Below are 26,140 nucleotides of genomic sequence, written 5' to 3' on the forward strand. Positions count from 1 at the left end.
AACGCGCAGACATCGCTTATCAGGCAGTCAAACAGAGGGCCGCGCCCGACCGCGGGTGGGTGCTCCTATGATCCGTGGTCTTCTCTTTATGGTTCAGCCACATGCAACAACTGTACGGGATCCAAACGTTGAAGAAGCGCCCGCCCATAGGGGCGGTCGGGCGCTGCCCGGCGGCACTGCGTGCCTTGATTCCGGGCTGGGTGCCCGGATTGGAACGACAGCTCTGATTACATGAAACGGTTCGGGCCTCGCGATCTGGCGGACCTACCACCGCCCCAGCGCGTCCTCGTCCTCGTCCTTCGCGGCCACCCAATCGGCGCCGTCCGAGGTGATCTCTTTCTTCCAGAACGGCGCGCGGGACTTCAGGTAGTCCATCAGGTATTCCGCCGCCTCAAAGGCGTCCTTGCGGTGCCGGGCAGCAGTGGCGACCATCATGATCTTGTCACCGGGCGCCAGACGGCCATGGCGGTGGATCACCAGCACGTCGCCCAGCGACCAGCGGGCTTTGGCCTCTTCGGCAATCGCCGTAATCGCCTTTTCGGTCATGCCCGGATAATGCTCGATCTCCATCACATCCAGATCGCCGCGCGCCAGATCGCGCACCACGCCGGTGAAGGTCACGATGGCGCCATCGGCGGTGCCACCGGCGGCAAAAGCATTGGCCTCGGCGCCCAGATCGAACTCTTCTTCCTGCACGGCAATGCGCACCGGCTCAGCCTCCGGTCATCGGCGGAAAGAACGCCACCTCGCGCACGCCCGACAGCGGGGCGTCGAAATCGGACAGCTCCTGATCCAGCGCCACCCGCAGCGCCGAGAGGTCGGCAAAGGCGGCCTCATACCGAGGCTCGCGCGCGCGCAGCTCGGTGACCAGATCCGAGACGGTGGCGGCACTGGTCTCGATCCGCTCTTTCGGCAGGCCGATCCGTTCCCGGACCCAGGCGAAATAGAGCACATCCATCCCTTACGTCTCCTTCAGATGGGGCAAGGCTTTACGTAGGTAGTCATAGCCGGTGATCAATGTCAGACCCGCCGCAAGCCAGAGCAGCCACAGGCCCACGCGGCCGGACCACACCATGCCCTCGAACTTCCAGCGCAGGCCGTTCACATCCTCGACCTGGCCCGTCATGATCTGTTCGACAAGGGCCTGATCCATGCCGAACGACGACATCACCAGATAGTGTTCGAAAATCCCCTGACTGAACAGCACGGCAATCGCGATCATCTGCGCGGTAGTTTTCCACTTGGCCAGATTGGTGACCTTGAGCGTCCCGGCCACGTCACCCAGATACTCGCGCAGACCCGAGACAAAGACCTCGCGGAACAGGATCACGGTGGCGGGCAAAACCAGCCACGGGGTCCAGTGCTCGGTCGAGTAGCCCACGAGGATCATCAGCGCAATCACCACCATCGCCTTGTCGGCGATCGGGTCCATCATCGCGCCCATCTTGGTTTCCTGCTTCCACGCCCGCGCCAGATAGCCGTCGAACCAGTCGGTCACGGCGGCGGTCACGAACAGGACCAGCGCGAACCAGTCCGCGTAAGGGCGGGTGAAGTAAAGAAACATCACGGCCAGACCGGGTGCCGCAAGCAGGCGCAGCAGGGTCAGGATATTGGGCAGGTTCCATTTCATGAGCCGGACATTATATCGCGGCTTTCGGACATGAAAGCCGGGCCGTTGAAAAACTGCATGCACACAGGCACCTGCGGCATTTCGGACGAAGGCCCGACGTGTAGCAAGGCGTGAGATGCCCCTTGGCTCCGCGTCCATTCCCGGTCAGATTGAGCCCCGTGAAATGGGTCAGGGAACGCGACCCGTATTGATCCGGGCAATGCGACGGCAGGCATCATGACAGCGCATATTCAAACGGACCACCGGTCAAACCTGATCGGCAGCGGTTGGATGATCGCAGCGATGGCAGGCTTTGCCCTCGAAGACGCCTTGCTGAAGGCCGCCTCCGCCACGCTTCCGGTCGGGCAGATCCTAATCCTGTTCGGGCTTGGCGGCGCGCTGGTCTTTGGCTGCATCGCACGCTGGCGCGGCGCGCGGCTGCTGCACCCGGACGTGCTGTCGCCACCGATGCGCTTGCGGGTGCTGTTCGAGGTGCTGGGCCGCCTGTTCTACGTTCTTGCCATCGCCCTGACCCCGCTCTCCTCGGCCACCGTGATCCTGCAGGCCACCCCGCTGGTCGTGGTCGCGGGCGCGGCGCTGGTCTTTGGCGAACAGGTCGGCTGGCGGCGGTGGAGCGCGATTCTGATCGGCCTGATCGGCGTGCTGATCATCATCCGCCCCACCGGTGAGAGCTTTTCGCCGCTGTCCATCCTCGCCGTGCTCGGGATGCTGGGCTTTGCCGGGCGCGATCTGGCCAGCCGCGCCGCACCAGCGACGCTCGGCACCGATGTTCTGGGATTCTACGGCTTCCTGTCGATTGTGGTGGCAGGGGTTCTGTTCTCGCTGTGGGAGGGCACCGCTCTGGTCCCCCTCACCGCCACCACCAGCCTGCAACTGACGGGCGCGGTGTTCTGGGGCGTCATCGCATATTCCGCCCTGATGAAGGCCATGCGCACCGGTGAAGTCTCAGCCGTGACACCGTTCCGCTACTCCCGCCTGCTCTTCGGCATCGGGCTGGGCATCGTCCTGTTCGGCGAGCGGCTGGATCCGGCAATGCTGACGGGCTGCACGCTGATCGTGGCCTCGGGCCTCTACATCCTGTGGCGCGGCAAACGGGTCAGCGCCTAGCCCTTTTCGTGGAAGAAATCGTAGACCTTCTGCGCCAGCCCTTCCGAGATCCCGTCCACCGCCTTCAGGTCCGCGAGATTGGCCCGGCTGACCGCCTTGGCACTGCCGAAATGGGCCAGCAGCGCGCGTTTGCGGGTGGCCCCGACGCCCGGTATTTCGTCGAGCGGCGTCGCGCCGACCGCCTTGGCCCGCTTGGCGCGGTGGGTGCCGATGGCAAAACGATGCGCCTCATCCCGTAGCCGCTGGATGAAGTAGAGCACCGGGTCGTTGCGTCTGAGCGCAAAGGGGTGCTGGCCGATACGGTGGAACTCCTCTTTGCCATGGTCGCGGTCGATGCCCTTGGCGACGCCCACCATGGGAATATCCTCGACCCCGTGGGTCACCATGATCTCGTGCACCGCGCTCACCTGCCCGGCACCGCCGTCGATCAGCAAGAGATCGGGCCACAGGCCCTTGTCACGATCCGGGTCCTCTTTCAGCAGGCGTGTGAAACGGCGGGTCAGCACCTCTTTCATCATGCCGAAATCGTCACCGGGGGTCAGATCGTCGCCACGGATGTTGAACTTGCGATAAGCGTTCTTCATCCAGCCCTCGGGACCCGCGACAATCATGCCGCCCACCGCGTTGGTGCCCTGAATATGGCTGTTGTCATAGACCTCGATCCGATTCGGAGGCCCGTCCAGATCGAACGCCTCGGCCACCCCGCGCAGCAGCTTGGCCTGGGTCGCGCTTTCCGACATGCGCCGCGCCAGCGACTCGCGCGCATTGCGCAGCGCGCCTGAGACCAGTTCCGCCTTTTCCCCACGCTGGGGCACCAGCAGCTCGACCTTGCGGCCCGCCTTTTCGGACAGCGCCTCGGCCATCAGGTCGGCGTTTTCGATGGCATCCGACAGGATCAGCTGCCGGGGCGGTTCCTTGTTATCGTAAAACTGGCCAAGGAACGCCTCCATCGCTTCGGCTGCCGATACATCCGGGCCGACGCGGGGATAGAAATCCCGGTTCCCCCAGTTCTGATTGGCGCGGATAAAGAACACCTGAACGCAGGCCTGCCCGCTTTCCATGTGCAGCGCCACCACATCCGCCTCGGTCACCCCGCGCGGGTTGATGCCCTGGCTCGACTGCACCTGCGTCAGCGCCCGGATGCGGTCGCGCAGACCGGCGGCGCGCTCAAACTCCATCGCCTCGGAGGCGGCCATCATCTGCTCGGCCAGCTCCTCCTGCACCTTGGTCGACCGCCCCGAAAGGAACCGCTCGGCATCCTTGACGCTTTCGGCATAGCCCTCTTCCGAGATCAGACCCACACACGGCCCCGAGCACCGCTTGATCTGATAGAGCAGACAAGGCCGGGTGCGGCTGTCGAACATGGAATCCGAGCAGTTGCGCAGCAGAAACGCCTTTTGCAGCTGGTTCAGCGTCCGGTTCACCGCGCCCGCGCTAGCGAAGGGGCCAAAATAGGTGCCCTTTTCCTTCTTGGCACCGCGATGCTTCTTGATCTGTGGAAAGGCGTGATCTTTGGCCACCAGAATGTTGGGAAAGCTTTTGTCGTCGCGCAGCAGCACATTGTATTTCGGCTTGAGCTGCTTGATCAGGTTCTGCTCCAGCAGCAGCGCCTCGGTCTCGGTCCGCGTGGTCAGGAACATCATCGAAGCAGTGGCCGCGATCATCCGCTCGATCCGGCCCGAATGGCCGGCCCGCGCATAGTTCGACACCCGCGCCCGCAGATTGCGCGCCTTGCCGACGTATAAAACCCGGCTTTCACCATCGAGCATCCGGTACACGCCGGGCGAGCTGTCCAGCGTTTTCAGATACTGCTGGATGCAGGCATAGCCGGTCACCGGAGGTTGGGAATCGGGGTCGCTGTGTTGGCTCATCGCATTCAGATATGATTCTCTGGGAATGGCTGCAATCTTGGGCCGCTCAGATCAAGAGGAAACAAATCCACGGTTTATGTGGATAACTATGCAGATAACTTTCGGGGCATCGCGATTTCTCCTTGTTTCATGGCCTTTTCCCTGAAATGCCCAAAAAATAGGCACATATTCAACGCATTGATTTTTAACGTTATTTTTTATGAGACCTGACAAGCCCATGAAATAAAAGACATTTTTGTAACGCTTAAGTAACAGAAATGCGAGCGGTGCAAAACTTGCACCAAAAACCCTCATTCCAGGCCCAGAACATCCGGAGTACGCCAGCCCAGATGCTGCCCGCCATCGACGCAAAGCAACTGCCCGGTTACCGCCGGGGCATCCATGAAATATCCCAAGGCTGCAGTGATGTCGGACGGGTTCGAGCCGCGCTCCAGCACCGTGTTGGCGCGCTGCGCCGCGAAATGCTCATCGCTCTGCCGATGGCCGCGCATGGTGGGGCCTGGACCGATCGCATTCACACGGATCGCGGGCGTCAGCGCCTGCGCGGCGGTACGGGTCAGCGCCCAGAGGCCCATCTTGGCGATGGTGTAAGTCATGAACTCGGGCGTCAGCTTGCGCACGCGCATGTCCACCATGTTGACGATCAGGCCGGTCGCCATGAGCTCACCATTCTCATCCTCGACCGCCTGCAGCCCTTGTTCCGCCATCGCCTGCGTCAGCACGAAAGGCGCGCGCAGGTTGCTGTCCATGTGCCGGTCCCAGCTCTGCCGGGTGGCGGATTGGATATTGTCGTATTCGAAGATCGAGGCGTTGTTGACCAGACAGGTGACCGGCCCGCCCAGCGCCTCGGCGGCGCGCGGCAGCAGGTCCTGGGTCTGTGCCTCATCCAGCAGATCCGCCTGCAATGCCACCGCCTTGCGGCCCATGGCGCGGATCTCGTCCACGGTCTCCGCGGCAGGCGCCTCCGAGCTGGCATAGTGCACGGCCACGTCATAGCCGCGCGCCGCAAGATACAGCGCCATGGCGCGGCCCAGCCGGATACCGGCACCGGTCACTAAGGCTCGGGTCATTCAGGGTCCTCCGGCAGAGGCATCAGGTCAGTACGGCAATCACATAGATCCCGTAGAGCGCGGTCAAGGCCAGCCCCCACAGGCGGTTGATGTCCTGCTTGAAGAACACGAACGGGATCAGCAGCAGCGAGGCGCCCAGCATCACCCAAAGATCGAAGCGCAGGAACGAGTCGTCCACCGGGATGCGTCCGAACAGGGTGGCGATCCCGACGATGGCCAGCAGGTTGAACATGTTCGAGCCGATCACGTTGCCCAGCGCCACATCCGCCTGCCGCCTGAGGGCCGCCATCACCGTGGTCGCAAGCTCGGGCAGCGACGTGCCCACCGCCACCAGCGTCAGGCCGATCACCGTCTCGCTCACCCCATAGGTGCGCGCGATGATCGAGGCGTTTTCCACCAGCAGATGCGCCCCCATCGGCAGGCCGATCAGGCCCAGCACTAGATAAAGCGCGATGCGCCAGTAGGGCATGTTGGGATCGGCCTCTTCCAGCCCTTCAAGCTCATCGTCGTCGGCGCACGCCTCTCCGCACGCCTTGCGATGCGCCTTGGCCTGCCGGAACGCGTTGAGCAGAACCAGCGTCAGCCCCGCCAGCAGGATCGCCCCACTGGCCAGGTTGAAGACGCCGCAGGCCGCCAGCGCGATGAACAGAACCGAGGCCATCAGCATGAAGACATAGTTGCGGCGCGTGTCGCATTCGCTGGTGTGCAAAGTGGCCAACAGCGCAGGCACCCCGAGAACCAGCAGGATGTTGGCGGTGTTCGAGCCCACCACGTTGCCCAGCGCGATCCCGGGCGCGTTCTCCTGAATCGCCTTGATGGCGATCAGCAGCTCGGGCGCCGAGGTGCCAAAAGCCACGATGGTCAGGCTGACGATCAGCGCCGGAACACCCAGACGCAAGGAAAGGTTCACCGCCCCGCGCACCAACGCATCGCCTGCCAGCAGCAGGATCACCAGCCCCAGCGCAGAATACAGCCACGCTGTCATGAGCGGTCTCCCTTTTCGCAGGCGCAGGGGCCTCTGCCGATCCGATACCGCCCACAGCGGGGGCATTTGGCCGAACTCAGCCGTTTCTGCCCCGGAAACCGCAGCTTGCCGAACATTGCCAGCACGGCCATGCCCACCAGAAAGAGGGAGACGATCTTGAATATCACGTCAGAGACCGAAACGCGCGTAGGCCGCCCGCTCCTCTATGCCTGCAATCGCATCCTGCGTCAGCTCGGTGCCGATCCGGGTCCAGAACGGGCGCCGCACGCCGTAGCGGCGGAATTTGACCTTGTCACCGAACTGCTCCTGCATCCGGGGTTTGAGATGGCCGATCCCGTCGATCAGCCCCAGCTCGGTCGCGCGCTTCGCCAGCCAGATCTCCCCGTTGAACAGGTCGGCCTTGCGTTCCAGCCGCTCGCCGCGCCGCTCTTTCACATAGGCGATGAAGTTCTGATGGATATCGCCCAGAATAACCTTGAGCCGTTCGACATCCTCTTCCTTTTCCGGCGCAAACGGGTCGAGCATGGATTTCGACTTGCCGGCGGTATGCACCCGCCGCTCGATGCCCTGTCGCGCCAGAAACACATGGGCGCCAAAACCCGACGAGATCACCCCGATGGACCCCAGAACCGAGTTGTCATCGGCCCAGATCTCATCCGCCGCCGCCGCCAGCCAGTAGCCGCCCGAGGCGGCAACGTCCTCGACAAACGCGTAGACCGGGATCTTCAGTTCATCCGCCAGCCGCCGGATACGGCTGCCGATCAGCGCGCTTTGAACCGGAGAGCCGCCGGGCGAGTTGACCTCAAGCGCAACAGCCGCGGGTTTGCCCTTGCGAAACGCCTTTTCCAGAACCGGCGCCAGGGTGGTGTCGTTCAGGGACGCGCGCCCTGCCATACCGATGGCACCCGACAAACGAACAACAGCCACCATTGGTGGCTTTTTGATAAACGGCAGGCGTAGCTTCATGGCAGCCGATGTAGAGTGCCCCCTGCCGACAAACAAGACGCCCGTCCTGACAGAAACGCGACGGCAACAAGATTCCCACACTGCGTCGGCAAAAATGCAACGGCGGGATCAGCTGCGGATGCGCCATCCGGTCTTGAAAATCCACCAGATCACGGCGAGGCAGACACCGGTGAAACCGGCGATTGCCAGCAGGCTCAGCGCGATCGGTACATCGGCCAGACCGTAGAACGACCAGCGGAACCCCGAGATCAGATAGACCACCGGATTGAACAGGGTGATCGTCTGCCAGACCGGCGGCAGCATCGAGATGCTGTAGAAGGTTCCGCCGAGGAAAATCAGTGGCGTCACCACCAGTTGCGGGATCAGCGACATCTGCTCGAAATTGCTGGCCCAGATGCCGATGATGAAGCCCAAGAGCGAGAAGCTGAGACATGACAGGACCAGAAACGCCGCCATGGCCAGCGGGTGCTCGATCCGGATATCGACAAAGAAGGTGGCGGTGGCCAGGATCACCAGCCCCACGAACAGCGCCTTGGTTGCCGCCGCCCCCACATAGCCGATCACGATCTCGAGGAAGTTGATCGGCGCCGAGAGCAACTCATAAATCGTGCCCAGGAATTTCGGAAAATAGATGCCGAAGGACGCGTTCGAGATCGACAGCATCACCACCGACAGCATGATCAGCCCCGGCACGATGAAGGCGCCGTAGGACACGCCCTCGATCTCCTGTATCCGGCTGCCGATGGCAGTGCCGAAGACCACGAAATAAAGCGAGGTGCTGAGCACGGGCGAGAAAAAGCTCTGCGCCAGCGTGCGAAAGAAACGGGCCATCTCGAACCGATAGATGGCGGCAATGGCGGCCCAGTTCATGTCGCGCCCTCCGACACCAGATTGACAAATATCTCCTCCAGGCTCGACTGCCGGGTCTGCACATCGCGCAACACCAGCCCCGCCTGTGCCACATCGTTCAGCAGCGTGGTGATCCCGGTCCGCTCGGCATGGGTGTCATAGGTATAGACCAGCGCATCGCCATTGCCATTGAGCGTCAGGTTATGCGGCGACAGGGCGTCCGGAATGGCGGTGATCGGCTGGGTCAGCATGACCTCGATCTGCTTCTGCCCCATCTGCGCCATCAGCGTGTCCTTGTCCTGCACCAGCAGCAACTCGCCCTTGTTGATGACGCCCACCCGGTCGGCGATGGCCTCGGCCTCTTCGATATAATGTGTGGTCAGGATGATGGTGACGCCGGCCTGCTTCAGCTCGGCCACGATATCCCACATGTCCTTGCGCAGCTCGACATCCACGCCTGCGGTCGGTTCGTCCAGAAACAGCACCCGCGGCTCATGCGCCAACGCCTTGGCGATCAGCACCCGGCGCTTCATGCCGCCCGACAGCTCCTTGATCGCGTTCTTGCGCTTGTCCCACAGCGACAGCTTGCGCAGGATCTCCTCGATCCGCGCATTGTCGGGGCCATGACCGAACAACCCGCGTGAGAACCGCACCGTGTTCCAGACCTTCTCGAACGGCTCCAGCGCAATCTCCTGCGGCACCAGCCCGATCATCCGGCGGGCAGCGCGAAAATCCGTCTGGATGTCATGCCCGCCCACGGTCACCGACCCCGAACTCGGCGTGGTGATGCCGCAGACGGTCGAGATCAGCGTCGTCTTGCCCGCTCCGTTGGGGCCGAGCAGAGCCAGAATTTCGCCCTCTTCGATGTCGAGCGAGACGCCCTTGAGCGCCTCGAACCCGTCCGCATAAGATTTGCGCAGGTCTTTGATGGACAGGATGGCCGTCATGCATGTTCCTCGTTCTGGCGGAGACCCTACAGCGTGCCGCCAGGCCGGAACAGGCCGAATGCGCACATTCCGTCGCGCAAATGCGCAGGCTTCAGCCGCGCCCGGTCAGACGGCCCAGCCAGCCCTTCTTTTCGCCGCCGTCCTCGCCCGCCTCTTCCGCGGCAGGTGCCTCGGTGGGGCCTTCCAGCTGTTCCTGCAGGTTGGCAAAGAACTGGTCGGCCATCTTTTTGGCAAAGCCGTCGATCAGGCGGCTGCCCAGCTGCGCCAGCTTGCCGCCCACCTTGGCCTCGACATCATAGGCCAGCAGCGTACCGCCACTCTCACCGGGGCTGAGCGTCACGCTGGCGCCGCCCTTGGCGAACCCGGCCGCCCCGCCCTTGCCCTCACCGGCGATGGTCAGGCGCTCGTTCTCGACCAGGTCCGACATGGTGACCGTGCCCTTGAAGGTTGCCTTGACCGGCCCGACCTTCTGCACCACCGTGGCCTCATAGCCGTCATCCGGGTTGCCGGTCAGTTCCTGCGTGCCCGGAACACAGGCCTTGAGCACATCGGGGTCCAGCAGCGCCCCATAGACCTCCGCCGGGTCGGCCTTTATCTCGCGCGTGTCGCTCATCTGCATCGGAACGCCTCCTTCCCTGTCGCCTCTCCATCCGCTCCCAGAGGTATAGCCGCTGACCGCCTGCGGGCAACCGAAACGAATGTCTAAGACGGATCGCACCCGATCCGCGCCACCTGCCCGAAATCGGGCATGGACATATCCCCGCCCTGTGATAGCCCTTGGAACAGGCAGCGGGCAATTGCTCTGCCCGCATGCCGCAGGAGCACCACATGAGTGAGATTGCGCAAAACCGGTCGGGCACCGGAATCGCCTTTATCGTCGCCGGCATGGTGGCGATTTCGGTCAACGACATGCTGATCAAGCAGCTATCGGGCGGCTACCCGCTGCACCAGATGGTGTTCATCCGCTCGTCCATCGGCATGATCCTGTCGCTGGTGCTGATGCAGGTCGAGGGCGGCGTATCGCTGCTGAAAACCCGCCACCCGCTGCTGCACACGGTGCGCTGCCTGCTGGTGGTGATCTCGAACATGACGTTCTTCGTTGCACTGGCCGCCGTGCCGCTGGCGGATGTCACCGCGCTCTTCTTCGCCGCGCCGCTGTTCATCACCGTACTGTCGATCCCGATCCTCGGCGAAAAGGTCGGCCCCCTGCGCATGGGTGCGGTGGTCGTGGGCTTTGCCGGCGTAATCATCATGCAGCGCCCGTGGGAGGGCAGCGACAGTCTGCAGGCCGACCGCATCGTCCTGATCCTGCCGGTCATCGCGGCGCTGACCTATGCCCTGAACCAGCTGATGACCCGAAAGCTGGGCGCGACCACCAAGGCCTCGGCACTGGCGGTCTATATCCAGGCGATGTTCATTCTTGTGTCGATCGGGTTCTATCTGGTGGCGGGCGACGGGCGCTATGCGGAAGGCGTGGACAATGTCAGCCTGAACTTCCTGCTGCGCGCCTGGACCTGGCCTGAGGACGGAGACTGGTTCTATTTCATCTGGCTGGGCCTGAACTCGGGCATCGTCGGCTATTGCCTGGCACAGGCCTACCGCGTCGCCGATGCCGCCACCGTGGCGCCGTTCGAATATGTCGGCCTGCCGATGGCCGTGTTCTGGGGCTGGCTGATCTGGGGAGAACTGCCCGGCCCCGTCGTCTGGCTGGGCATGGCGCTGATCATGGGCGCGGGACTGTTCGTGTTCCTGCGCGAGCGCCAAAAAGCCCGCCGCATCGCCCGGACCGAGGTCAAGGGACGCTACTGAGCTCACCTATTGCGCCTGGGGATTTCCTCATTCGCGGTCCAGTCGAACGTGCCCTGATCGCGCTCGGCCACCGCCTGTTTCCAGCCGACCTCCTCCGAGCGGGTCTTGAAATTGATCCCTTCGGGCGAGTGCCGGGTGATGCCGTCAAAGATCGTGGCCAGCCGCTGGGTCTGCATCAGGCCGGTCTGCTCGATGGCCTGATTGATCACCATCTTCTGCATCGCCAACTGGTTGACCGGCACCGTGGCCATACGCGCCGCCAGTTCCTCGACCGCGTCATCCAGTTGCTCCGCCGGCACCGCCTTTAGCACCAGCCCCATCTCCGCCGCCTCACTCCCCGAGATCTTGTCGCCGGTGAACAGCATCCGCTTGGCGCGTTCAGCGCCCAGCCGGTAGACCCACATCGCCGTGGTCGGACAGCCCCAGACGCGGGCGGGCATATACCCGATCTGCGCATCCTCGGCCATGATCGTCAGATCGGCACACAGCGCAATGTCCGACCCGCCCGCCACCGCATGCCCGTGCACCTTGCACACCACCGGCTTCATCGCCCGCCAGAGCGACATGAAATGCTGCGTGTTGGCCCACATGAAGCGGTAATCCTTGACCGGGTCCCACGGCATCGGCTGTGTGGCCTCTCCATTGCCGTTACCTTCGGCATAAAAGGTCAGATCGTAGCCGGCGCAAAAGGCGGGACCGTTGCCGGACAGGACCATCACATGCACGCCCGGATCGGCATCGGCGCGCGCCACCGCCCCGGCCAGTGCCTCGGGCAGCTCGTCGTTGATGGCGTTCATCACCTCGGGCCGGTTCAGGGTGATGCGGGCGATGCGGCCGTCCTTTTTGTAAGTGACAACTGGCATGATGATCCTCCCTTGCTGGCTGGCAGCAAAGCACGCAAGGCTGAGCCTGAGAACCCCGCGCTACGCAGCGTCACCAAGGATCAGTAGGGCAGGCCCACGTAATTCTCGGCCAGCGACCGTAGCCCGGCCTCCGACGAGAACAAATAGTCCAGCTCGGTCTCCTGCAGGCGCCGGTCATAGGCGGGCGAGTCCGGGAACACGTGCAGCATCGAGGTCATCCACCACGAAAACCGCTGCGCCTTCCAGATCCGGGCCAGCGCCTTTTGCGAGTAGCTATCCAGCCCGCTGTCATCGCCGCGCTCATAGTGATCCAGCAGCGCGTGATAGAGATACTGGATATCCGAGCCGGCCGAGTTCAGCCCCTTGGCCCCGGTCGGCGGCACGATATGCGCCGCATCGCCTGCCAGAAACAGCCGCCCGTACCGCATCGGCTCGGCCACAAAGCTGCGCAGCGGGGCGATGGATTTCTCGATCGACGGCCCGGTCTGCAAGCGCCTGCCCACATCGCTCGGCAGGCGCCGCTTCAGCTCCGCCCAGAACGCCTCATCCGACCAGTCCCCGGGCCGGTCGGTCAGCGGCACCTGAATGTAATACCGGCTCAGCACCCGGCTGCGCAGCGAACACAGTGCAAAACCGCGTTCGTGCCGGGCATAGATCAGCTCGGGCGCGACCGGTTCGGTCCGCGACAGCACCCCGAGCCAGCCGAATGGATAGACCTTCTCATATTCGGTCAGCACATCCGCCGGGATCGACTTGCGGCTGACCCCATGAAACCCATCGGCGCCGACGACAAAATCGCACTCCACCCGATGCAGCTCATCGCCCTGACGATAGGTGAGATAAGGCGCATCCGAGGTCAGGTCATGCGGCTGCACATCCTCGGCCTCGTGGATCACCACGCCGCCCATCGCGTCGCGCGCCTCATAAAGATCGCGTGTCAGTTCGGTCTGCCCATAGACCATCACCGTGCGGCCTCCGGTCAGCCCGTGCAGATCGACCCGGTGCAGATCCTCGCCATGGGCGATGTTGACCCCCTCATGCACCTCGCCCTCACGGTCCATCCGGTCGCCGCACCCCGCCAGCCGCAACAGATCGGCAAAGCCCTGCTCCAGCACCCCGGCGCGAATCCGGGCCAGCACATGGGCCCGCGTGTGCTTTTCCAGCACCACGCTGTCGATCCCCCGCCGGTGCAGCAACTGCGACAGCAACAGGCCCGACGGCCCGCCGCCAATGATCCCCACTTGTGTCTTCATGCGCGTCCTCCCGGTGCCAGTATGCGCGCGCGATCACCCCAAGCGAATGGATCGAACCGGCAGCTTATTGTATAAATCGAACATGTCCAGCACCCGCATCCGCACCTACAACCTGTTCGGAGAGACCGCAGAACTGGCCGATGTGATCCATTGCGAGACCATCGCCGCCCGCTCCCGATTGCACAATTGGGAGCTGCGTCCCCACCGCCACGCCCGCCTGCACCAGGTACTTGCCCTGACCGGCGGCGGCGGCTCGGCCCAGATCGACGGGCGTGCCGAGGCGCTGATTACCCCCTGCCTGATCAATATCCCGCAGAGCTGCGTGCACGGGTTTACCTTCGCGCCGGACACCGAAGGATGGGTCATCACCCTGCCCTCGGATCTGGTGGACGAGGCCCTGCGCGCCGGCGAAGGCGTCCGCCCGCCCTTCGACCGCGCCGCCGTGCTCCCCCTGCCCGACGACCTGCGCATCCTTGCCGCCCGCATCCATGCCGAGCACGGCCAGCATCACTTTGCCCGCGCCCATGTGCTGCGCGCGCTCACCGGAGCGCTGATCGGCCTCACCGCCCGCGCCCTGCAAGACCACACGCCGCAGCCCGCGACCGACACGCCCTTGCTGCGCCGGTTCGAGGCGTTGGTCGAGCAGCAGTTCCGCACCCGCCAGCCGCTCTCGGCCTATGCCGCGCAACTGGCTGTGACCCCAACCCACCTGACCCGCGTGGTGCGGCAGGCCACCGGCCGCCCGGCCTCGGCGCTGCTCACCGACCGGACCCTGCGCGAGGCGCGGCGGCTCTTGATCTACACCAACCTCACCGCCGCCCAGATCGCGCATGAACTGGGTTACGAGGACCCGGCCCATTTCTCGCGCGTCTTTACCAAGGGAACCGGCCTGCCGCCGGGCCGCTTTCGCCGGCGGATCGAGCAAAACGCCACGTCGCGCCCCTGAGCGCTTGCAATCCCGCCCGCACCTCGGAAACCTGCACCGCAAAGGGAGGGTCAGACATGCTGAACGGCATTCGCGTCATCGAAATCGAGGGGCTGGGCCCCGGCCCCTTCGCCGGAATGCTGCTGGCCGATCTAGGCGCCGACGTGATCGTGATCCACCGCAAGGGCGGCGCGGTGACCCCCGGGATGCCAGAGCGCTCGCTGCTCGACCGGGGCAAACGCTCCATCGCGCTGGATCTCAAGGACCCGGACGATCTGCAAACGGCCAAAGACCTGATCGCCACCGCAGACGCCCTGATCGAAGGCTTCCGCCCCGGCGTGATGGAAAAGCTGTGCCTGGGTCCTCAGATCTGCAACGCGCTCAACCCGAAACTGGTCTATGGCCGCATGACCGGCTGGGGCCAGACCGGCCCGCTGGCCCATGCCGCCGGGCACGACCTCAACTATATCTCGCTCTCCGGCGCGCTCTGGTACGGCTCGGCCCCGGGCGACGTGCCGCAGACCCCGGCCACGCTGCTGGGCGATATCGGCGGCGGCGCGATGTATCTGGTTACCGGCCTCCTTGCAGGGCTGCTGAACGCCCGCGCCACCGGTCAGGGCACCGTGGTAGATGCCGCCATCTACGACGGCTCGGCCCATATGATGAACCTGCTGATGAGCCTGCGCCAGACCGGCAACCTGTCCGAGACCCGAGGCCAAAGCCTGCTCGACGGCCCGCACTGGTGCCGCACCTACGCCTGCGCGGACGGCGGTTTCATAACCGTGCAATGCCTCGAGCCAAAATTCTACGCCCTGTTCCTCGACCGGATGGGCCTGGCCGACGACCCCGAGTTCCAGCAGCAATACGACGCCAGACGCTGGCCCGCCCTGACCGAACGCCTGACCGAACTCTTCGCCCGACACCCGCGCGACCATTGGGCCGACCTGTTCCTCGGCACCGACGCCTGCGTCGCCCCGGTCCTCAGCCCCGAGGAGGCCAAGGCCCACCCCATGAACAGCACCCGCCAAACTTGGGTCGAAAATGACGGCGCACTTCAGGCTTCGGGCGCACCGCGCTTCGACGGCTGGGACTGGTCTCCTGACCCCAGCCCCGCTCGCGGCGAACACACCGACGAAATCCTCGCAAGTCTCAGATCAGCCAAACAAACCTGATCCGCCCTTCTTCTGTTCAAAAATATCCCGGGGAGCGCGAGGGGCTGGCCCCTCGCTCCGACCGCTACGATCCGCGCACAGTATCGATCATCAGTTGCACATTCTCCGGATCCGCATCCGGCGTGATCCCGTGCCCCAGATTGAAGATATGCGGCCCCTTGGAAAACGCCTCGACAATCGCCCGCGTCTCGTCGACCAGCGCCTGCCCGCCCGTCACCATATGCGACGAGGCCAGATTGCCCTGCACACAGCCATCCACCTGCACGTGCTCCGCCGCCCAACCCGGCGCCACCGAGTTGTCCAGCGCCACGCAATCGACGCCGGTTTCCCTGGCAAAGCCCACATAACCGTCACCCGCCTCACGCGGGAAGCCGATCACCGGAATGCCCGGATGCCGCTCCTTCAGCGCCTTGGTGATCACGCGGCAAGGCTCGACCGCGTATTTACGGAACGCCTCGCCCTTGAGCGAGCCCGCCCAACTGTCGAAGATCTTCACCACCTCCGCCCCGGCCTCGATCTGAGCCGACAGATAATCGATGGTCGCCGCCGTGATCCGGTCCAACAGCGCCTCGAACAGCGCCACATTTCCCTCGCGCAAGGCATGGGCCGGGCCCTGATCCGGCGTGCCACGCCCGGCGATCATGTAGGTCGCCACCGTCCACGGAGCCCCGGCAAACCCGATCAGCGTGGTCTCGGACGGCAACTCGCGCGACAGGATGCGCACCGTCTCATAGACCGGCGCCAGAGTGTCGTGAATCGCCGAGGCCGGTTTCAGCGCGTCGAACTCGGCCTGCTGCGTGATCGTCGACAAGCGCGGCCCTTCGCCGGTCACGAACCACAGATCGGCGCCCAGCGCCTGCGGCACCAGCAGGATGTCGGCAAACAGAATCGCCGCGTCGAACCCGTAACGGCGGATCGGCTGCAACGTTACCTCGGCAGCCAGTTCCGGGTTGTAGCACAGCGACAGGAAATCCCCGGCCTGCGCCCGGGTGGCGCGATACTCGGGCAGATAGCGCCCGGCCTGCCGCATCATCCAGATCGGCGGCACGTCCTGAACCTCGCCCGCCAGCGCCCGCAGCAGTTTCTTCGTCTCGGCCATGCTCATCCCCAAAATCGATTTCCGCCACCGCTCGGCCTTCGGCGGCAATTTGTCAAGCTTTGCCCCCATTGTCAGGGCAATGTGACGCGACTAAAGCTGTCGCCATGACTGCACAGCTTCCCTCCCCCGCGTCACCGCTGAAAATCGGCACCCGAGGCTCTCCGCTGGCGCTGGCGCAGGCGCATGAGACCCGCGACCGGCTGGCCGCCGCCTTCGATCTGCCGCAAAGGGCGTTCGAGATCGTGGTGATCAAGACCACCGGCGACAATCGGGCGATGATCGACGCGGACCGGCCGCTGAAAGAGATCGGCAACAAGGGCCTGTTCACCAAGGAAATCGAAGAGGCGATGCTGAGCGGCGGGATCGACATCGCGGTGCATTCGACCAAGGACATGCCGGTTGAACAGCCTGCCGGGCTGGTGCTGGACACGTTTCTGCCGCGCGAGGATGTGCGCGACGCTTTCATCTCACCGGACAAAACCGCACTGACCGAACTGGCCGAGGGCGCGGTGGTCGGCACCTCGTCGCTGCGCCGCCGGGCGCAGCTCTTGAACCGCCGCCCAGACCTGCGGGTGGTCGAGTTCCGGGGCAATGTGCAGACCCGGCTGAGGAAACTGGCCGATGGCGTGGCCGAGTGTACCTTTCTCGCCATGGCCGGGATCCGACGCCTGAACATGGCCGATGTGCCGGCCACCCCGATCCCCACCGACGCCATGTTGCCCGCCATTGCACAAGGCACCATCGGCATCGAGCGCCGCTCGGACGACACCCGCGCCGCCGACCTTCTGGCCGCGATCCACGACGCCGAGACCGGGCACCGCCTGACCGCCGAACGCGCGCTTCTGGCCGCGCTCGACGGCTCCTGCGAGACCCCCATCGCCGGGCTCGCCGAGTTGAACGGCTCCACCCTGCGCCTGCGCGGTGAGGTGCTGCGGCCCAACGGCTCCGCGGCGATATCGGACGATGTGACCGGTGCCGTGGAAGACGCCGCCGAACTGGGCCGCGCCATGGCCGCCGGATTGCTGTCCCGCGCGGGCGAAGGGTTCTTCGACTGGCGCTGAGAGGTCAGCCGCGCAAAAACTCCGGCGTCCTGTGAACTGGTTTACTGCGAGGCAGTCCCATTTCGTGGATGCTGATCTCAGCCTTTCCGGCCAACTTGAGACCAGCCCACTGAAACCGGACGAGCCGGCGAATGTGACCAGTCCATCCGATTTCCAGAAGGGGGGTGGGCTGGTCTTCTTTGCTCCCTCCACCGTCACCAGACGACGGATCGGTCAGCCTCCCAACCAAAGGCGCCGGTATCAGCGCTCTTTTTCCGAGTGAAGCTCTGCCGCGTCGCGGTCGATCAAGGTCTCGATCTCAGCCATCACATCCTCGGGCAACGCGCCATAGCTCAGCGCCCCGGCAATACCTTTGATCTGCCCGACCGTGCGGGCGCCGGGAATGGGGATGTTCATGCCGCCCTTGGCCCAGAGCCAGCAAATCGCCCCCTGAACCAGACTGCGCCCATCGACGGTCAGCAGGTCCCGCACCGCATCGAGCTGCGCCAGAAAGGCCGGATTGGCCGTGGCGTCCTGGAAATACCTTGTCACCAGATTGGATGTCGCCCGGATATCCTGATCGGACATCCTTGACCCCGCCCCGTATTTCCCGCTCAGCAGCCCCATCGCCAGCGGTGACCGAATGAGCGCCGTCAAGTTGCGATCCCGCACGACATCCTGCATGCGCGGCGCATCGATCAGGACATTCATTGCGTGTTCGATGGTCCGGAAACGCCGCCGATCCGCGAATGCCGCAGCACTCTCCGAGAAATCCGTGCTCCAGCCATAGGACCTTATCTTTCCGGCAGTGCACGCCTTTTCCATCTCATCGAAAACCGGCCCGGCCTGCTCAACTGACAGACCGTTCTGATGAAGCAACACCACATCTATGCAATCGCGACCGAGCCTGGACAGGCAGGCCTCGATGGCCGGCAGTACGGTGTCGGGTTCGGTATCCTCGAATGTCAGCCGCTTGCTGTCCTCGTCGATGGTGATCCCGATCTTGGTGACGATCAGCGCATCTTGCCGGCCCTTCAGCGCGCAGGCCAACAGGCGCTCGGCATGCCCTGCCCCATACGCGGCGGCAGTATCAAACAGGGTGATCCCACCATCGAGCGCCGCATGTATGGCCCGCACGGATTCCGCGTCATCGGAATTGGCATAGCCAAGGGGTTGATCGCCGGTGAACATCGGCCCTCCGATCGGCCAGCACCCCATGCCCAGCGGCGAGATTTCACGGTCCAGAAACTTCATGATGCACATCCTCCAAAGCTGCGTCACGGGTCAGCTAATCGCCAAACGGGCTTCACATCCACGAAACGTATTGCAATGATCGTTTCATGAATGAAACGAAACTCGACTGGGACGACCTGCGCCTCTTTCTTGCCGTTGCCCGCGACGGCGGGCTGGCCGCGGCGACCGGGGCAACAGGCAAGAGCGCCCCCACACTGGGCCGCAGAATCCTGATGCTGGAACGGCAACTGGGATGTGAACTGTTCCTGCGCCATGCCCGTGGATATGAGCTGACCGCGCAGGGGCAGGAGCTGTTGCAAAAGGCCACCGAGATCGAGGGCCGCATCCTGTCGGTCATCCAAGACGCCCCCGGGCGCGGCATTCCGGTCATCAAGATCTCCGCCGGAACCTGGGTCACCCATATGCTCTGCGCCGCACTGCCCGAGCTTGTGGGGCAAACCTCCGTCAAATTGCGGTTCATCGCCTCAGACGACATCGCCGATATCGGGCGGCGGGAGGCGCTGATCGGCGTGCGCAACAAACGCCCCGAGGGTCCGGGGCTGGCCGGGCGCCGCATCGGCCGCGTCCGCTTTGCCACCTATGCCACCAGCAACAAAGTCCGGATCTGGGCGCGCGTCATAGGCCAAACACCGTCGGCCCGCTGGGTTCAGGACAACACAAGCGGCGCCCCGGCCATCGAGGTCACCGACCCCCGCAACGCACTGGACCTGACCCTGGCCGGAGAAACCAAGGCCCTGCTGCCCACGTTCATCGGGCGCCGCTTTGACACCCTGAAACAGCTCTCCGACCCGATTGAAGAGCTTGATCACGACCAGTGGCTTGTCACCCATCACGAAGACCGGTTCGTACCCGAGGTCCGCACCGTCATCGACCGCACGTTCGAGGTGCTGAAACGAACCTGTACCGCACAATAGACCATTGGGGCTTCAGTCATCTGAACCCTGCCACCATGGCAAACGCAACGACGCCCATCACGGGATGCACATTTTTGAAGCGGATCGGATTTGGATGGTGCTGCTGGAGAGAATTGAACTCTCGACCTCTCCCTTACCAAGGGAGTGCTCTACCTCTGAGCTACAGCAGCGCTGTGGGCGGGTGATTAGACTTAAACGAAACAGGGCGCAAGGGCATCTGGACGGTTTTTTTCGCCTCCTGTAGAGAAAGACAATGTCAGACAAAAAGTCACCAAAAAAACACGGCGAATCCGGAGCCGCGCGCGAGGACCGATTGAAGGCGGCCCTCAAGGCCAACCTTGCACGGCGCAAGGCGCAGGCCAAGGCGCGGGCCGCTTCGGATGACAAGGCCGGTCAGGACAAAGGCTAGGAGCAGATGGATTCGATTCTTGTTACGGGCAACGGGCCGCTAAACGGCCAAATACCGATTGCGGGCGCCAAGAACGCCTGCCTCACCCTGATGCCGGCAACGCTGCTCAGCGAAGAACCGCTCACGCTGACCAATGCGCCGCGGCTGAGCGACATCAAGACGATGACGCTGTTGCTGCAATCGCTGGGGGCCGAGGTGTCGTCGCTGCAGGACGGGCAGGTGCTCGCGATGTCCAGCCACGACCTGATCAGCCACACGGCGGATTACGAGATCGTGCGCAAGATGCGCGCCTCGAACCTTGTGCTGGGTCCGATGCTGGCACGGCTGGGGCAGGCGGTGGTGTCGCTGCCGGGCGGCTGCGCCATCGGCGCGCGGCCGATGGACCTGCATATCGAGGCGCTTGAGGCGCTGGGCGCCGAGATCGAATTGAAGGACGGCTATCTGCACGCCCAGGCGCCAAGCGGGCTGAAGGGTGCTGTGCACGAGATGCGGTTTGCGTCCGTGGGTGCGACCGAAAACATGGTCATGGCGGCAACGCTGGCCAAGGGCACCACCGTGCTGAAAAACGCCGCACGCGAGCCCGAGATCGTCGATCTGGTGGAGTGCCTGCGCAAGATGGGCGCGCAGATCGAGGGCGAAGGCACATCGACCATCGAGATCCAGGGCGTCGACCGGCTGCACGGCGCGACCCATCAGGTGGTGACCGACCGGATCGAACTGGGTACCTATATGCTGGCCCCGGCCATCTGCGGCGGCGAGGTCGAGCTGCTGGGCGGGCGTCTGAGCCTTGTCGGTGCCTTCGTCGAAAAGCTGAACGCCGCTGGGATCGACGTCGAAGAGACCGACAAGGGCCTCAAGGTCGCCCGCAAGAATGGCCGGGTCACGGCGGTGGACGTCACTACCGAACCCTTCCCCGGCTTTCCCACCGACCTGCAGGCGCAGATGATGGCGCTGATGTGCACCGCCGAGGGCACCTCGGTTCTCGAGGAACGGATTTTCGAAAACCGCTTCATGCACGCGCCCGAACTGATGCGGATGGGCGCGCAGATCGACGTGCATGGCGGCACCGCGACGGTGACCGGGGTCGAAGGGCTCAAAGGGGCGCCGGTGATGGCGACCGACCTGCGGGCCTCGGTATCGCTGATCCTGGCCGGGCTGGCGGCCGAGGGGGAAACCGTGGTCAGCCGGGTCTATCATCTGGATCGCGGCTATGAACATGTGGTGCGCAAGCTCGAAGGGGTGGGCGCCAAGATTGAACGGATCAAGTCTGATGGCTGACGCAACATTCGAAGACGGCCGCGAGGCGCCGCTTAACCTGGGGGTGGAGGATGCCGAAGACCTCAAGGTGGTCTCGACCCTGACCCAGGACGCGGTATTTCCCGTGACCGAGATGTCGTGGCGGCCCGGCGAGCACCGCTTCGCCCTGCTGATCAACCGCTTCCGGTGGGAGGACCGCGCCGCCGCCGAACGCCGGGGCCGCCCGTTCGAGCGGGTGCAGTCGATGCTGGTGTTCGACAATGTCTTGGGCGTGGCCAGCCAGGGCGTCGACCGCGCCGACAAGGACGTGATCCTGTCGCTGCTGGCGGTCGATTTCGAAGCGTCCGAGGACGGGGCCGGACAGGTTCTGCTGACGCTGGCGGGCGACGGCGCGATCCGGCTGGCGGTCGAGGCGCTGGATGTGACCCTCAAGGACGTGACCCGGCCCTATCTGGCGCCCTCGAAACTGGCGCCGCACCACCCGGAGTAGATGCGCAACAAGCGCGGCATATCGCAGGCTTTCTCGGTGGCTCCGAGGGGGATAGAGCTGCGCCGCGCCACCCTGTTCGACGTGTTCGACATGAGCCGCATCCTGATCCGCTCGATCACCCAGCTCTGTTCGGAGGATCACGACAACGATCCCGACATCATCGCGCGATGGACCGCGAACAAGACACCGCAGGGCATCCGGGACTGGATCGAAGGCTCTCATGATCTGTGGCTGGCGCTTCTGAACGGCCGGCCCACTGGCGTCGGCGCCATCTCGCCCGAGGGCGAGGTCTCGGTGCTCTATGTGGCGCCGGATGGCATCGGCAACGGCGTCGGCGCAGCGCTGCTGGCCCGGCTTGAGGCCGAACTGAAAGAGGCCGGGCATGACACCGGCAGGCTCGACAGCACAGCGACAGCGCGCGGGTTCTACCTGAAACACGGCTGGCAGACCAAAGGCACGCCGAAACCCGGGCGCTATGGCCCCTGTCAGAAGATGGTCAAGCCCCTCCAGCCTTAGTCCGGGCAAATCGCTGCACCCGGCTGGCAAAGGCTTGAGGCCGCCCTGCCCCGGCGATATGTCCTCAACAAACGCCCTGAGGACCCGACCATGCCCGTCTTTCTCGACACCGCCTCGCCCGATTTCGAAACCGCCTTTGCCGCGTTGCTGTCGGCCAAGCGCGAGGACAGCCCCGATGTGGATCAGGTCGTGTCCGGGATCATCGCCGATGTCCGCGACCGGGGCGATGCGGCAGTGATCGAGCTGACTGAGCGGTTCGACCGCATCGCGCTGACTCCGGAGACCCTGCGCTTCTCCACCGACGAAATCGCACAGGCGACCCACGAAGTCTCCGCCGAGGACCGCGCGGCGCTGGAACTGGCTGCCGACCGCATCCGCGCCTATCACGCGCGCCAGATGCCGCAGGACGCACAGTGGACGGACGACAGCGGCGCCACGCTGGGCTGGCGCTGGTCGGCAGTGTCGGCGGCGGGGCTCTACGTGCCGGGCGGGCTCGCCTCCTACCCCTCGTCGGTGCTGATGAATGCGATCCCGGCCAAGGTGGCGGGGGTCGAACGGCTGGCCATCGCGGTGCCGACACCCGACGGGCAGGTAAACCCTCTGGTGCTGCTGGCGGCGCATATCTCGGGGGTTGATGAGATCTACCGCATCGGCGGCGCGCAGGCGATTGCGGCGCTGGCCTATGGCACGCAGACCATCGCGCCGGTCGACAAGATCACCGGCCCCGGCAACGCCTTCGTGGCCGCCGCCAAGCGCCGGGTCTTCGGTAAGGTCGGCATCGACATGATCGCGGGCCCGTCCGAAATTCTGGTGATCGCGGACAAGGACAACGACCCCGACTGGATCGCGCTGGACCTGATGTCTCAGGCCGAACACGACGAAAGCGCCCAGTCGATTCTGATCACCGACGACGCAGGCTTTGGCCGCGCGGTGGCCGAGGCGGTGGAAGCACGCCTTGAAACGCTGGACCGCCGCGCCATCGCCGGGGCAAGCTGGCGCGATTTCGGCGCGGTGATCACCGTGCGCGACCTGGACGAGGCGGCGGCACTGTCGAACCGGATCGCGCCGGAACATCTTGAGCTGTGCGTGGCCGATCCAAATGCGCTGAGCGAAAAGACCACCCACGCCGGGGCCATCTTCCTCGGCCAGTACACACCCGAAGCCATCGGCGACTATGTCGGCGGTCCGAACCACGTGCTGCCCACGGCGCGCTCAGCACGGTTTTCCTCGGGCCTCAGCGTGATGGATTTCCTCAAGCGCACGACGCTCAGCCAGATGACCCCCGACGCGCTGCGCGCAATCGGCCCTGCGGCTGAGAAACTGGCGCAATCGGAAAGCCTCGAGGCGCACGGCCTGTCGGTACGCGCCCGCCTCGACGCGCTCAACCGCTGACCACTCCGAGCCCCGGCCAAAGCTCAGTGGCTGCAATAACCCCTCGGGGATAAACCCAATCAAAAGGGGACGACATGCCGTTGCCCCCTTATTTGCGTTGTTGTAGGTCTGCCGGAACGCAGTTTAGTCCGAGTACCCGAAAACATGAGCCACATCAGTCATATCGAGCTTGATGACCGCAACCTGCCGCCGCCCACGCCGGAGATCGAGCAGGAACGCAAGGTCGCCGTGTATGACCTGCTCGAGGAAAACACCTTCTCGCTGCCTCGCCGCGATGACCGGGTGGTGCCGGACGGCCCGTATCACGTGAACCTGTCGATCCGCGACAAGCGGCTGGTCTTTGACATCCAGACCGAGGCCGAGGAAAAGGCCGCCGAGTTCCACCTGTCGCTCGGCCCCTTCCGGCAGGTGGTCAAGGACTACTTCCAGATCTGCGAAAGCTATTTCAACGCGGTCAAGACCCTGCCGCCCAGCCAGATCGAGACCATCGACATGGCCCGGCGCGGCATCCACAACGAAGGCAGCCGCGTGCTGCAGGAACGGCTGGAGGGTAAAGCCGACATCGACACCGACACCGCCCGCCGCCTGTTCACGCTGATCTGCGTGCTGCATTTCGGAGGGTAACGCGTGCAGCCGCTCCCGCAGTCGGTCCTGTTCTGTTGCGACCACAACTCGGTCCGCTCGCCCATGGCCGAGGGCATCATGAAGAAGTTCTACGGCACCGGCACCTATGTGCAGTCTGCGGGCGTGCATAACGACATGGAAATCGACGGGTTCTGCATCGCCGTCTGCCAGGAGATGAATGTCGAACTGTCCCGCCACCGCTCCCGCTCGTTCGACGAGATGGAGCAGTGGGGCGACGACCTCAGCTCCTTCGATCTGGTGATCGCGCTCTCACCCGCCAGCCAGCGCCGGGCGCTGGAACTCACCCGGTTTTTTCACCTCGATGTCGAATATTGGCCAATAATGGACCCTACCGGGCTCGGCGAGACACGGGACGACAAGTTAACACACTACCGTCAAACCCGCGATCAGATCGTCCAGCACCTCAAAGAGCGCTGGGGCGAGCCAACGGAGATATCATGAGCGAGACCGTCAAACGCTATTTCGACGCCTTCAACGCAGGTGACGTCGATGGAATGCTGGCCTGCCTGTCCGAGGATGTGGCCCATCACGTGAACGAAGGCCAGATCCGCGTGGGCCGCGAGAAATTCGCCGAATTCTGCGCCCACATGAACCGCTGCTACAAAGAGCACCTGACCGATATGGCGATCTTCGAGGCCACCGAAGATCATGGTGGCGGCACCCGCGCGGCCGCCGAATTCATCGTCAACGGCACCTATCTGGAAACCGATGCTGGGTTGCCGCAGGCCCATGGCCAGACCTACCGCCTGCCCGCCGGATCGTTCTTCAGCCTGCGCAACGGCCAGATCACCCGCGTCACCACCTTCTACAACCTCGCCGACTGGGTAAAGCAGGTCTCGAATGGCTAGGGTTTCTGATGTCCGGGCCCTGACCGGCCCGGCGCTCGAGGCTGCGCTCGACGATGTGGCCCGCCTGCGCATCGAGGTGTTCCGCGCCTGGCCCTATCTTTACGACGGCGATCTGGCCTATGAACGGGACTACCTGCAATCCTACCGCGATAGCGACGGCGCCATCGTGGTGGGCGCATTCGACGGCGACCAACTGGTCGGCGCCTCAACCGGAACTCCGCTGGCCGATCACGCCGACGACTTCGCCGCCGCCTTCGCGGGCACCGGTCTGGATCTGTCCGACATCTTCTACTGCGCCGAGTCGGTGCTGCTGCCCACCTATCGCGGACAGGGGGTCGGCCACCGCTTCTTTGACCTGCGCGAGGGGCATGCGCGCGCGTTGGGCTTTGCCAAAACCGCCTTCTGCGGCGTTCAGCGCCCGCCAGACCACCCGATGCGCCCCGAGACCTACAAACCGCTCGACCCCTTCTGGCGCGCCCGCGGCTACGCCCCGCTCCAAGGCGCGATCGCGCAGTTCTCGTGGAAGGATCTTTGGGAAGCGGGCGAGACCCCAAAACCCCTGCAATTCTGGATCCGGGATTTGTAATCCCCGAAGCGACAACCTTTGGGCTGCGATCCATTGAGCGACCCGCTGCGACGTGTCCCCCAATGGCCGTTTTGCAACGCATCCCGTAGTTTCTGACAAACTCGAACATGGCGGGCTGCATATTCTTTCGGCCAACATCTAAAACAACCTTGAGCTTGAAGAACCAACGCTTCATCCGCTTAAAGTACAGGCCGCCCCGTCACGCATCGCGAATGCGGATCCAAGCTGTCTCGGCGCGGCTCA

At 64.2% G+C, this 26,140-nt stretch carries 29 protein-coding genes and 1 tRNA gene; 15 read left to right on the top strand and 15 right to left on the bottom strand.

What is annotated here, in order from left to right:
• Positions 1 to 264 precede the first annotated feature (264 nt).
• The 3 genes from AB3N21_RS13390 to pgsA are packed head-to-tail and all read right to left on the bottom strand — an operon-like array spanning position 265 to position 1,630.
• Positions 265 to 708: a molybdenum cofactor biosynthesis protein MoaE gene (locus tag AB3N21_RS13390; RefSeq protein WP_367935685.1), complete on the bottom strand. Its 444-nt coding sequence runs from the start codon at positions 706 to 708 to the stop codon at positions 265 to 267.
• A gap of 4 nt (positions 709 to 712) precedes the next feature.
• Positions 713 to 958 carry a molybdopterin converting factor subunit 1 gene (gene moaD / locus AB3N21_RS13395; protein WP_367935686.1) on the bottom strand — a complete coding sequence of 82 codons (246 nt, stop codon included), beginning with the start codon at positions 956 to 958 and terminating at the stop codon, positions 713 to 715.
• A 3-nt stretch (positions 959 to 961) separates the two neighbouring features.
• Positions 962 to 1,630, bottom strand: a complete 669-nt coding sequence (gene pgsA / locus AB3N21_RS13400) for a CDP-diacylglycerol--glycerol-3-phosphate 3-phosphatidyltransferase (protein ID WP_367935687.1) — start codon at positions 1,628 to 1,630, stop codon at positions 962 to 964.
• A gap of 216 nt (positions 1,631 to 1,846) precedes the next feature.
• On the opposite strand from pgsA, the gene AB3N21_RS13405 reads away from it, so the two are divergent.
• A complete protein-coding gene (locus AB3N21_RS13405; protein WP_367935688.1) occupies positions 1,847 to 2,737 on the top strand; it encodes a DMT family transporter in 891 nt (296 codons plus the stop codon).
• On the opposite strand, the gene uvrC is transcribed toward AB3N21_RS13405, so the two are convergent.
• The 7 genes from uvrC to AB3N21_RS13440 form a co-directional block, all read right to left on the bottom strand.
• Positions 2,734 to 4,608 (bottom strand): excinuclease ABC subunit UvrC, encoded by a 1,875-nt coding sequence (gene uvrC / locus AB3N21_RS13410; protein WP_367935689.1) that lies wholly within the window; start codon positions 4,606 to 4,608, stop codon positions 2,734 to 2,736. The genes AB3N21_RS13405 and uvrC overlap by 4 nt on opposite strands.
• A gap of 290 nt (positions 4,609 to 4,898) precedes the next feature.
• A complete protein-coding gene (locus AB3N21_RS13415; RefSeq protein ID WP_367935690.1) occupies positions 4,899 to 5,678 on the bottom strand; it encodes an SDR family oxidoreductase in 780 nt (259 codons plus the stop codon).
• 22 nt (positions 5,679 to 5,700) lie between these two features.
• Complete coding sequence (locus AB3N21_RS13420; protein WP_171175655.1) at positions 5,701 to 6,663, bottom strand: calcium/sodium antiporter; 963 nt, start codon at positions 6,661 to 6,663, stop codon at positions 5,701 to 5,703.
• A 168-nt stretch (positions 6,664 to 6,831) separates the two neighbouring features.
• Positions 6,832 to 7,629 (bottom strand): S49 family peptidase, encoded by a 798-nt coding sequence (locus tag AB3N21_RS13425; RefSeq protein WP_367935691.1) that lies wholly within the window; start codon positions 7,627 to 7,629, stop codon positions 6,832 to 6,834.
• A 108-nt stretch (positions 7,630 to 7,737) separates the two neighbouring features.
• The gene (locus AB3N21_RS13430) at positions 7,738 to 8,499 is read right to left on the bottom strand and encodes an ABC transporter permease (protein WP_171175652.1); all 762 of its coding nucleotides are present in this window, start codon (positions 8,497 to 8,499) and stop codon (positions 7,738 to 7,740) included.
• Positions 8,496 to 9,425: an ATP-binding cassette domain-containing protein gene (locus AB3N21_RS13435; protein ID WP_367935692.1), complete on the bottom strand. Its 930-nt coding sequence runs from the start codon at positions 9,423 to 9,425 to the stop codon at positions 8,496 to 8,498. Before AB3N21_RS13435 ends, AB3N21_RS13430 begins: the two co-directional genes overlap by 4 nt.
• 91 nt (positions 9,426 to 9,516) lie before the next feature.
• Positions 9,517 to 10,044 (bottom strand): CoxG family protein, encoded by a 528-nt coding sequence (locus tag AB3N21_RS13440; RefSeq protein ID WP_367935693.1) that lies wholly within the window; start codon positions 10,042 to 10,044, stop codon positions 9,517 to 9,519.
• A 209-nt stretch (positions 10,045 to 10,253) separates the two neighbouring features.
• On the opposite strand from AB3N21_RS13440, the gene AB3N21_RS13445 reads away from it, so the two are divergent.
• Positions 10,254 to 11,234, top strand: coding sequence for a DMT family transporter (locus AB3N21_RS13445; protein WP_367935694.1), 981 nt, complete (start codon positions 10,254 to 10,256; stop codon positions 11,232 to 11,234).
• 2 nt (positions 11,235 to 11,236) lie between these two features.
• Here the strand turns inward: AB3N21_RS13445 and AB3N21_RS13450 are convergent, their stop codons facing one another.
• Both AB3N21_RS13450 and pobA read right to left on the bottom strand, forming a co-directional pair.
• Complete coding sequence (locus tag AB3N21_RS13450) at positions 11,237 to 12,097, bottom strand: crotonase/enoyl-CoA hydratase family protein (RefSeq protein WP_367935695.1); 861 nt, start codon at positions 12,095 to 12,097, stop codon at positions 11,237 to 11,239.
• A gap of 80 nt (positions 12,098 to 12,177) precedes the next feature.
• Positions 12,178 to 13,350 carry a 4-hydroxybenzoate 3-monooxygenase gene (gene pobA, locus AB3N21_RS13455; RefSeq protein ID WP_367935696.1) on the bottom strand — a complete coding sequence of 391 codons (1,173 nt, stop codon included), beginning with the start codon at positions 13,348 to 13,350 and terminating at the stop codon, positions 12,178 to 12,180.
• Positions 13,351 to 13,432: 82 nt separating this feature from the next.
• Here pobA and AB3N21_RS13460 point away from each other — a divergent pair, with 82 nt between their 5' ends.
• Together AB3N21_RS13460 and AB3N21_RS13465 are read left to right on the top strand one after the other, a co-directional pair.
• Positions 13,433 to 14,296: a helix-turn-helix domain-containing protein gene (locus AB3N21_RS13460; protein ID WP_367935697.1), complete on the top strand. Its 864-nt coding sequence runs from the start codon at positions 13,433 to 13,435 to the stop codon at positions 14,294 to 14,296.
• Positions 14,297 to 14,352: 56 nt separating this feature from the next.
• On the top strand, positions 14,353 to 15,447 hold the full coding sequence (locus AB3N21_RS13465) for a CaiB/BaiF CoA transferase family protein (protein ID WP_367935698.1): 1,095 nt from the start codon (positions 14,353 to 14,355) through the stop codon (positions 15,445 to 15,447).
• A gap of 64 nt (positions 15,448 to 15,511) precedes the next feature.
• On the opposite strand, the gene hemE is transcribed toward AB3N21_RS13465, so the two are convergent.
• Positions 15,512 to 16,546: a uroporphyrinogen decarboxylase gene (gene hemE / locus AB3N21_RS13470; protein WP_171175636.1), complete on the bottom strand. Its 1,035-nt coding sequence runs from the start codon at positions 16,544 to 16,546 to the stop codon at positions 15,512 to 15,514.
• A gap of 104 nt (positions 16,547 to 16,650) precedes the next feature.
• On the opposite strand from hemE, the gene hemC reads away from it, so the two are divergent.
• Positions 16,651 to 17,607, top strand: a complete 957-nt coding sequence (hemC, locus tag AB3N21_RS13475) for a hydroxymethylbilane synthase (protein WP_367935699.1) — start codon at positions 16,651 to 16,653, stop codon at positions 17,605 to 17,607.
• 240 nt (positions 17,608 to 17,847) lie between these two features.
• Here hemC and AB3N21_RS13480 read toward each other — a convergent pair whose 3' ends face one another.
• On the bottom strand, positions 17,848 to 18,840 hold the full coding sequence (locus AB3N21_RS13480) for an aldo/keto reductase (protein WP_367935700.1): 993 nt from the start codon (positions 18,838 to 18,840) through the stop codon (positions 17,848 to 17,850).
• A gap of 86 nt (positions 18,841 to 18,926) precedes the next feature.
• Between AB3N21_RS13480 and AB3N21_RS13485 the strand changes: the two genes are divergently transcribed.
• On the top strand, positions 18,927 to 19,754 hold the full coding sequence (locus AB3N21_RS13485; RefSeq protein ID WP_367935701.1) for a LysR family transcriptional regulator: 828 nt from the start codon (positions 18,927 to 18,929) through the stop codon (positions 19,752 to 19,754).
• Between the two features lie 95 nt (positions 19,755 to 19,849).
• Here AB3N21_RS13485 and AB3N21_RS13490 read toward each other — a convergent pair.
• A tRNA-Thr gene (locus tag AB3N21_RS13490) sits at positions 19,850 to 19,924 on the bottom strand.
• 83 nt (positions 19,925 to 20,007) lie between these two features.
• Between AB3N21_RS13490 and AB3N21_RS13495 the strand changes: the two genes are divergently transcribed.
• From AB3N21_RS13495 to AB3N21_RS13535, 9 genes are all read left to right on the top strand, one after another.
• The gene (locus AB3N21_RS13495) at positions 20,008 to 20,163 is read left to right on the top strand and encodes a hypothetical protein (protein ID WP_171175627.1); all 156 of its coding nucleotides are present in this window, start codon (positions 20,008 to 20,010) and stop codon (positions 20,161 to 20,163) included.
• Between the two features lie 6 nt (positions 20,164 to 20,169).
• Complete coding sequence (gene murA / locus AB3N21_RS13500) at positions 20,170 to 21,441, top strand: UDP-N-acetylglucosamine 1-carboxyvinyltransferase (RefSeq protein ID WP_367935702.1); 1,272 nt, start codon at positions 20,170 to 20,172, stop codon at positions 21,439 to 21,441.
• Entirely contained in the window at positions 21,434 to 21,910 is a 477-nt protein-coding gene (locus AB3N21_RS13505) for a DUF2948 family protein (protein WP_367935703.1), read from the top strand. The genes murA and AB3N21_RS13505 overlap by 8 nt, the downstream gene beginning before the upstream one ends.
• Positions 21,911 to 22,426 carry a GNAT family N-acetyltransferase gene (locus AB3N21_RS13510; protein WP_367935704.1) on the top strand — a complete coding sequence of 172 codons (516 nt, stop codon included), beginning with the start codon at positions 21,911 to 21,913 and terminating at the stop codon, positions 22,424 to 22,426. It abuts the gene before it with no gap.
• A gap of 90 nt (positions 22,427 to 22,516) precedes the next feature.
• On the top strand, positions 22,517 to 23,818 hold the full coding sequence (hisD, locus tag AB3N21_RS13515) for a histidinol dehydrogenase (protein ID WP_367935705.1): 1,302 nt from the start codon (positions 22,517 to 22,519) through the stop codon (positions 23,816 to 23,818).
• A 144-nt stretch (positions 23,819 to 23,962) separates the two neighbouring features.
• Positions 23,963 to 24,442: a UPF0262 family protein gene (locus tag AB3N21_RS13520; protein WP_171175619.1), complete on the top strand. Its 480-nt coding sequence runs from the start codon at positions 23,963 to 23,965 to the stop codon at positions 24,440 to 24,442.
• A gap of 3 nt (positions 24,443 to 24,445) precedes the next feature.
• Complete coding sequence (locus AB3N21_RS13525) at positions 24,446 to 24,904, top strand: low molecular weight phosphatase family protein (protein ID WP_171175617.1); 459 nt, start codon at positions 24,446 to 24,448, stop codon at positions 24,902 to 24,904.
• On the top strand, positions 24,901 to 25,311 hold the full coding sequence (locus tag AB3N21_RS13530) for a ketosteroid isomerase-related protein (protein ID WP_367935706.1): 411 nt from the start codon (positions 24,901 to 24,903) through the stop codon (positions 25,309 to 25,311). The genes AB3N21_RS13525 and AB3N21_RS13530 overlap by 4 nt, the downstream gene beginning before the upstream one ends.
• Positions 25,304 to 25,897, top strand: a complete 594-nt coding sequence (locus AB3N21_RS13535; RefSeq protein WP_367935707.1) for a GNAT family N-acetyltransferase — start codon at positions 25,304 to 25,306, stop codon at positions 25,895 to 25,897. The genes AB3N21_RS13530 and AB3N21_RS13535 overlap by 8 nt, the downstream gene beginning before the upstream one ends.
• Positions 25,898 to 26,140: the final 243 nt, after the last annotated feature.

The sequence above is a fragment of the Ruegeria sp. genome, assembly GCF_040830605.1.
GTDB lineage: Bacteria > Pseudomonadota > Alphaproteobacteria > Rhodobacterales > Rhodobacteraceae > Ruegeria.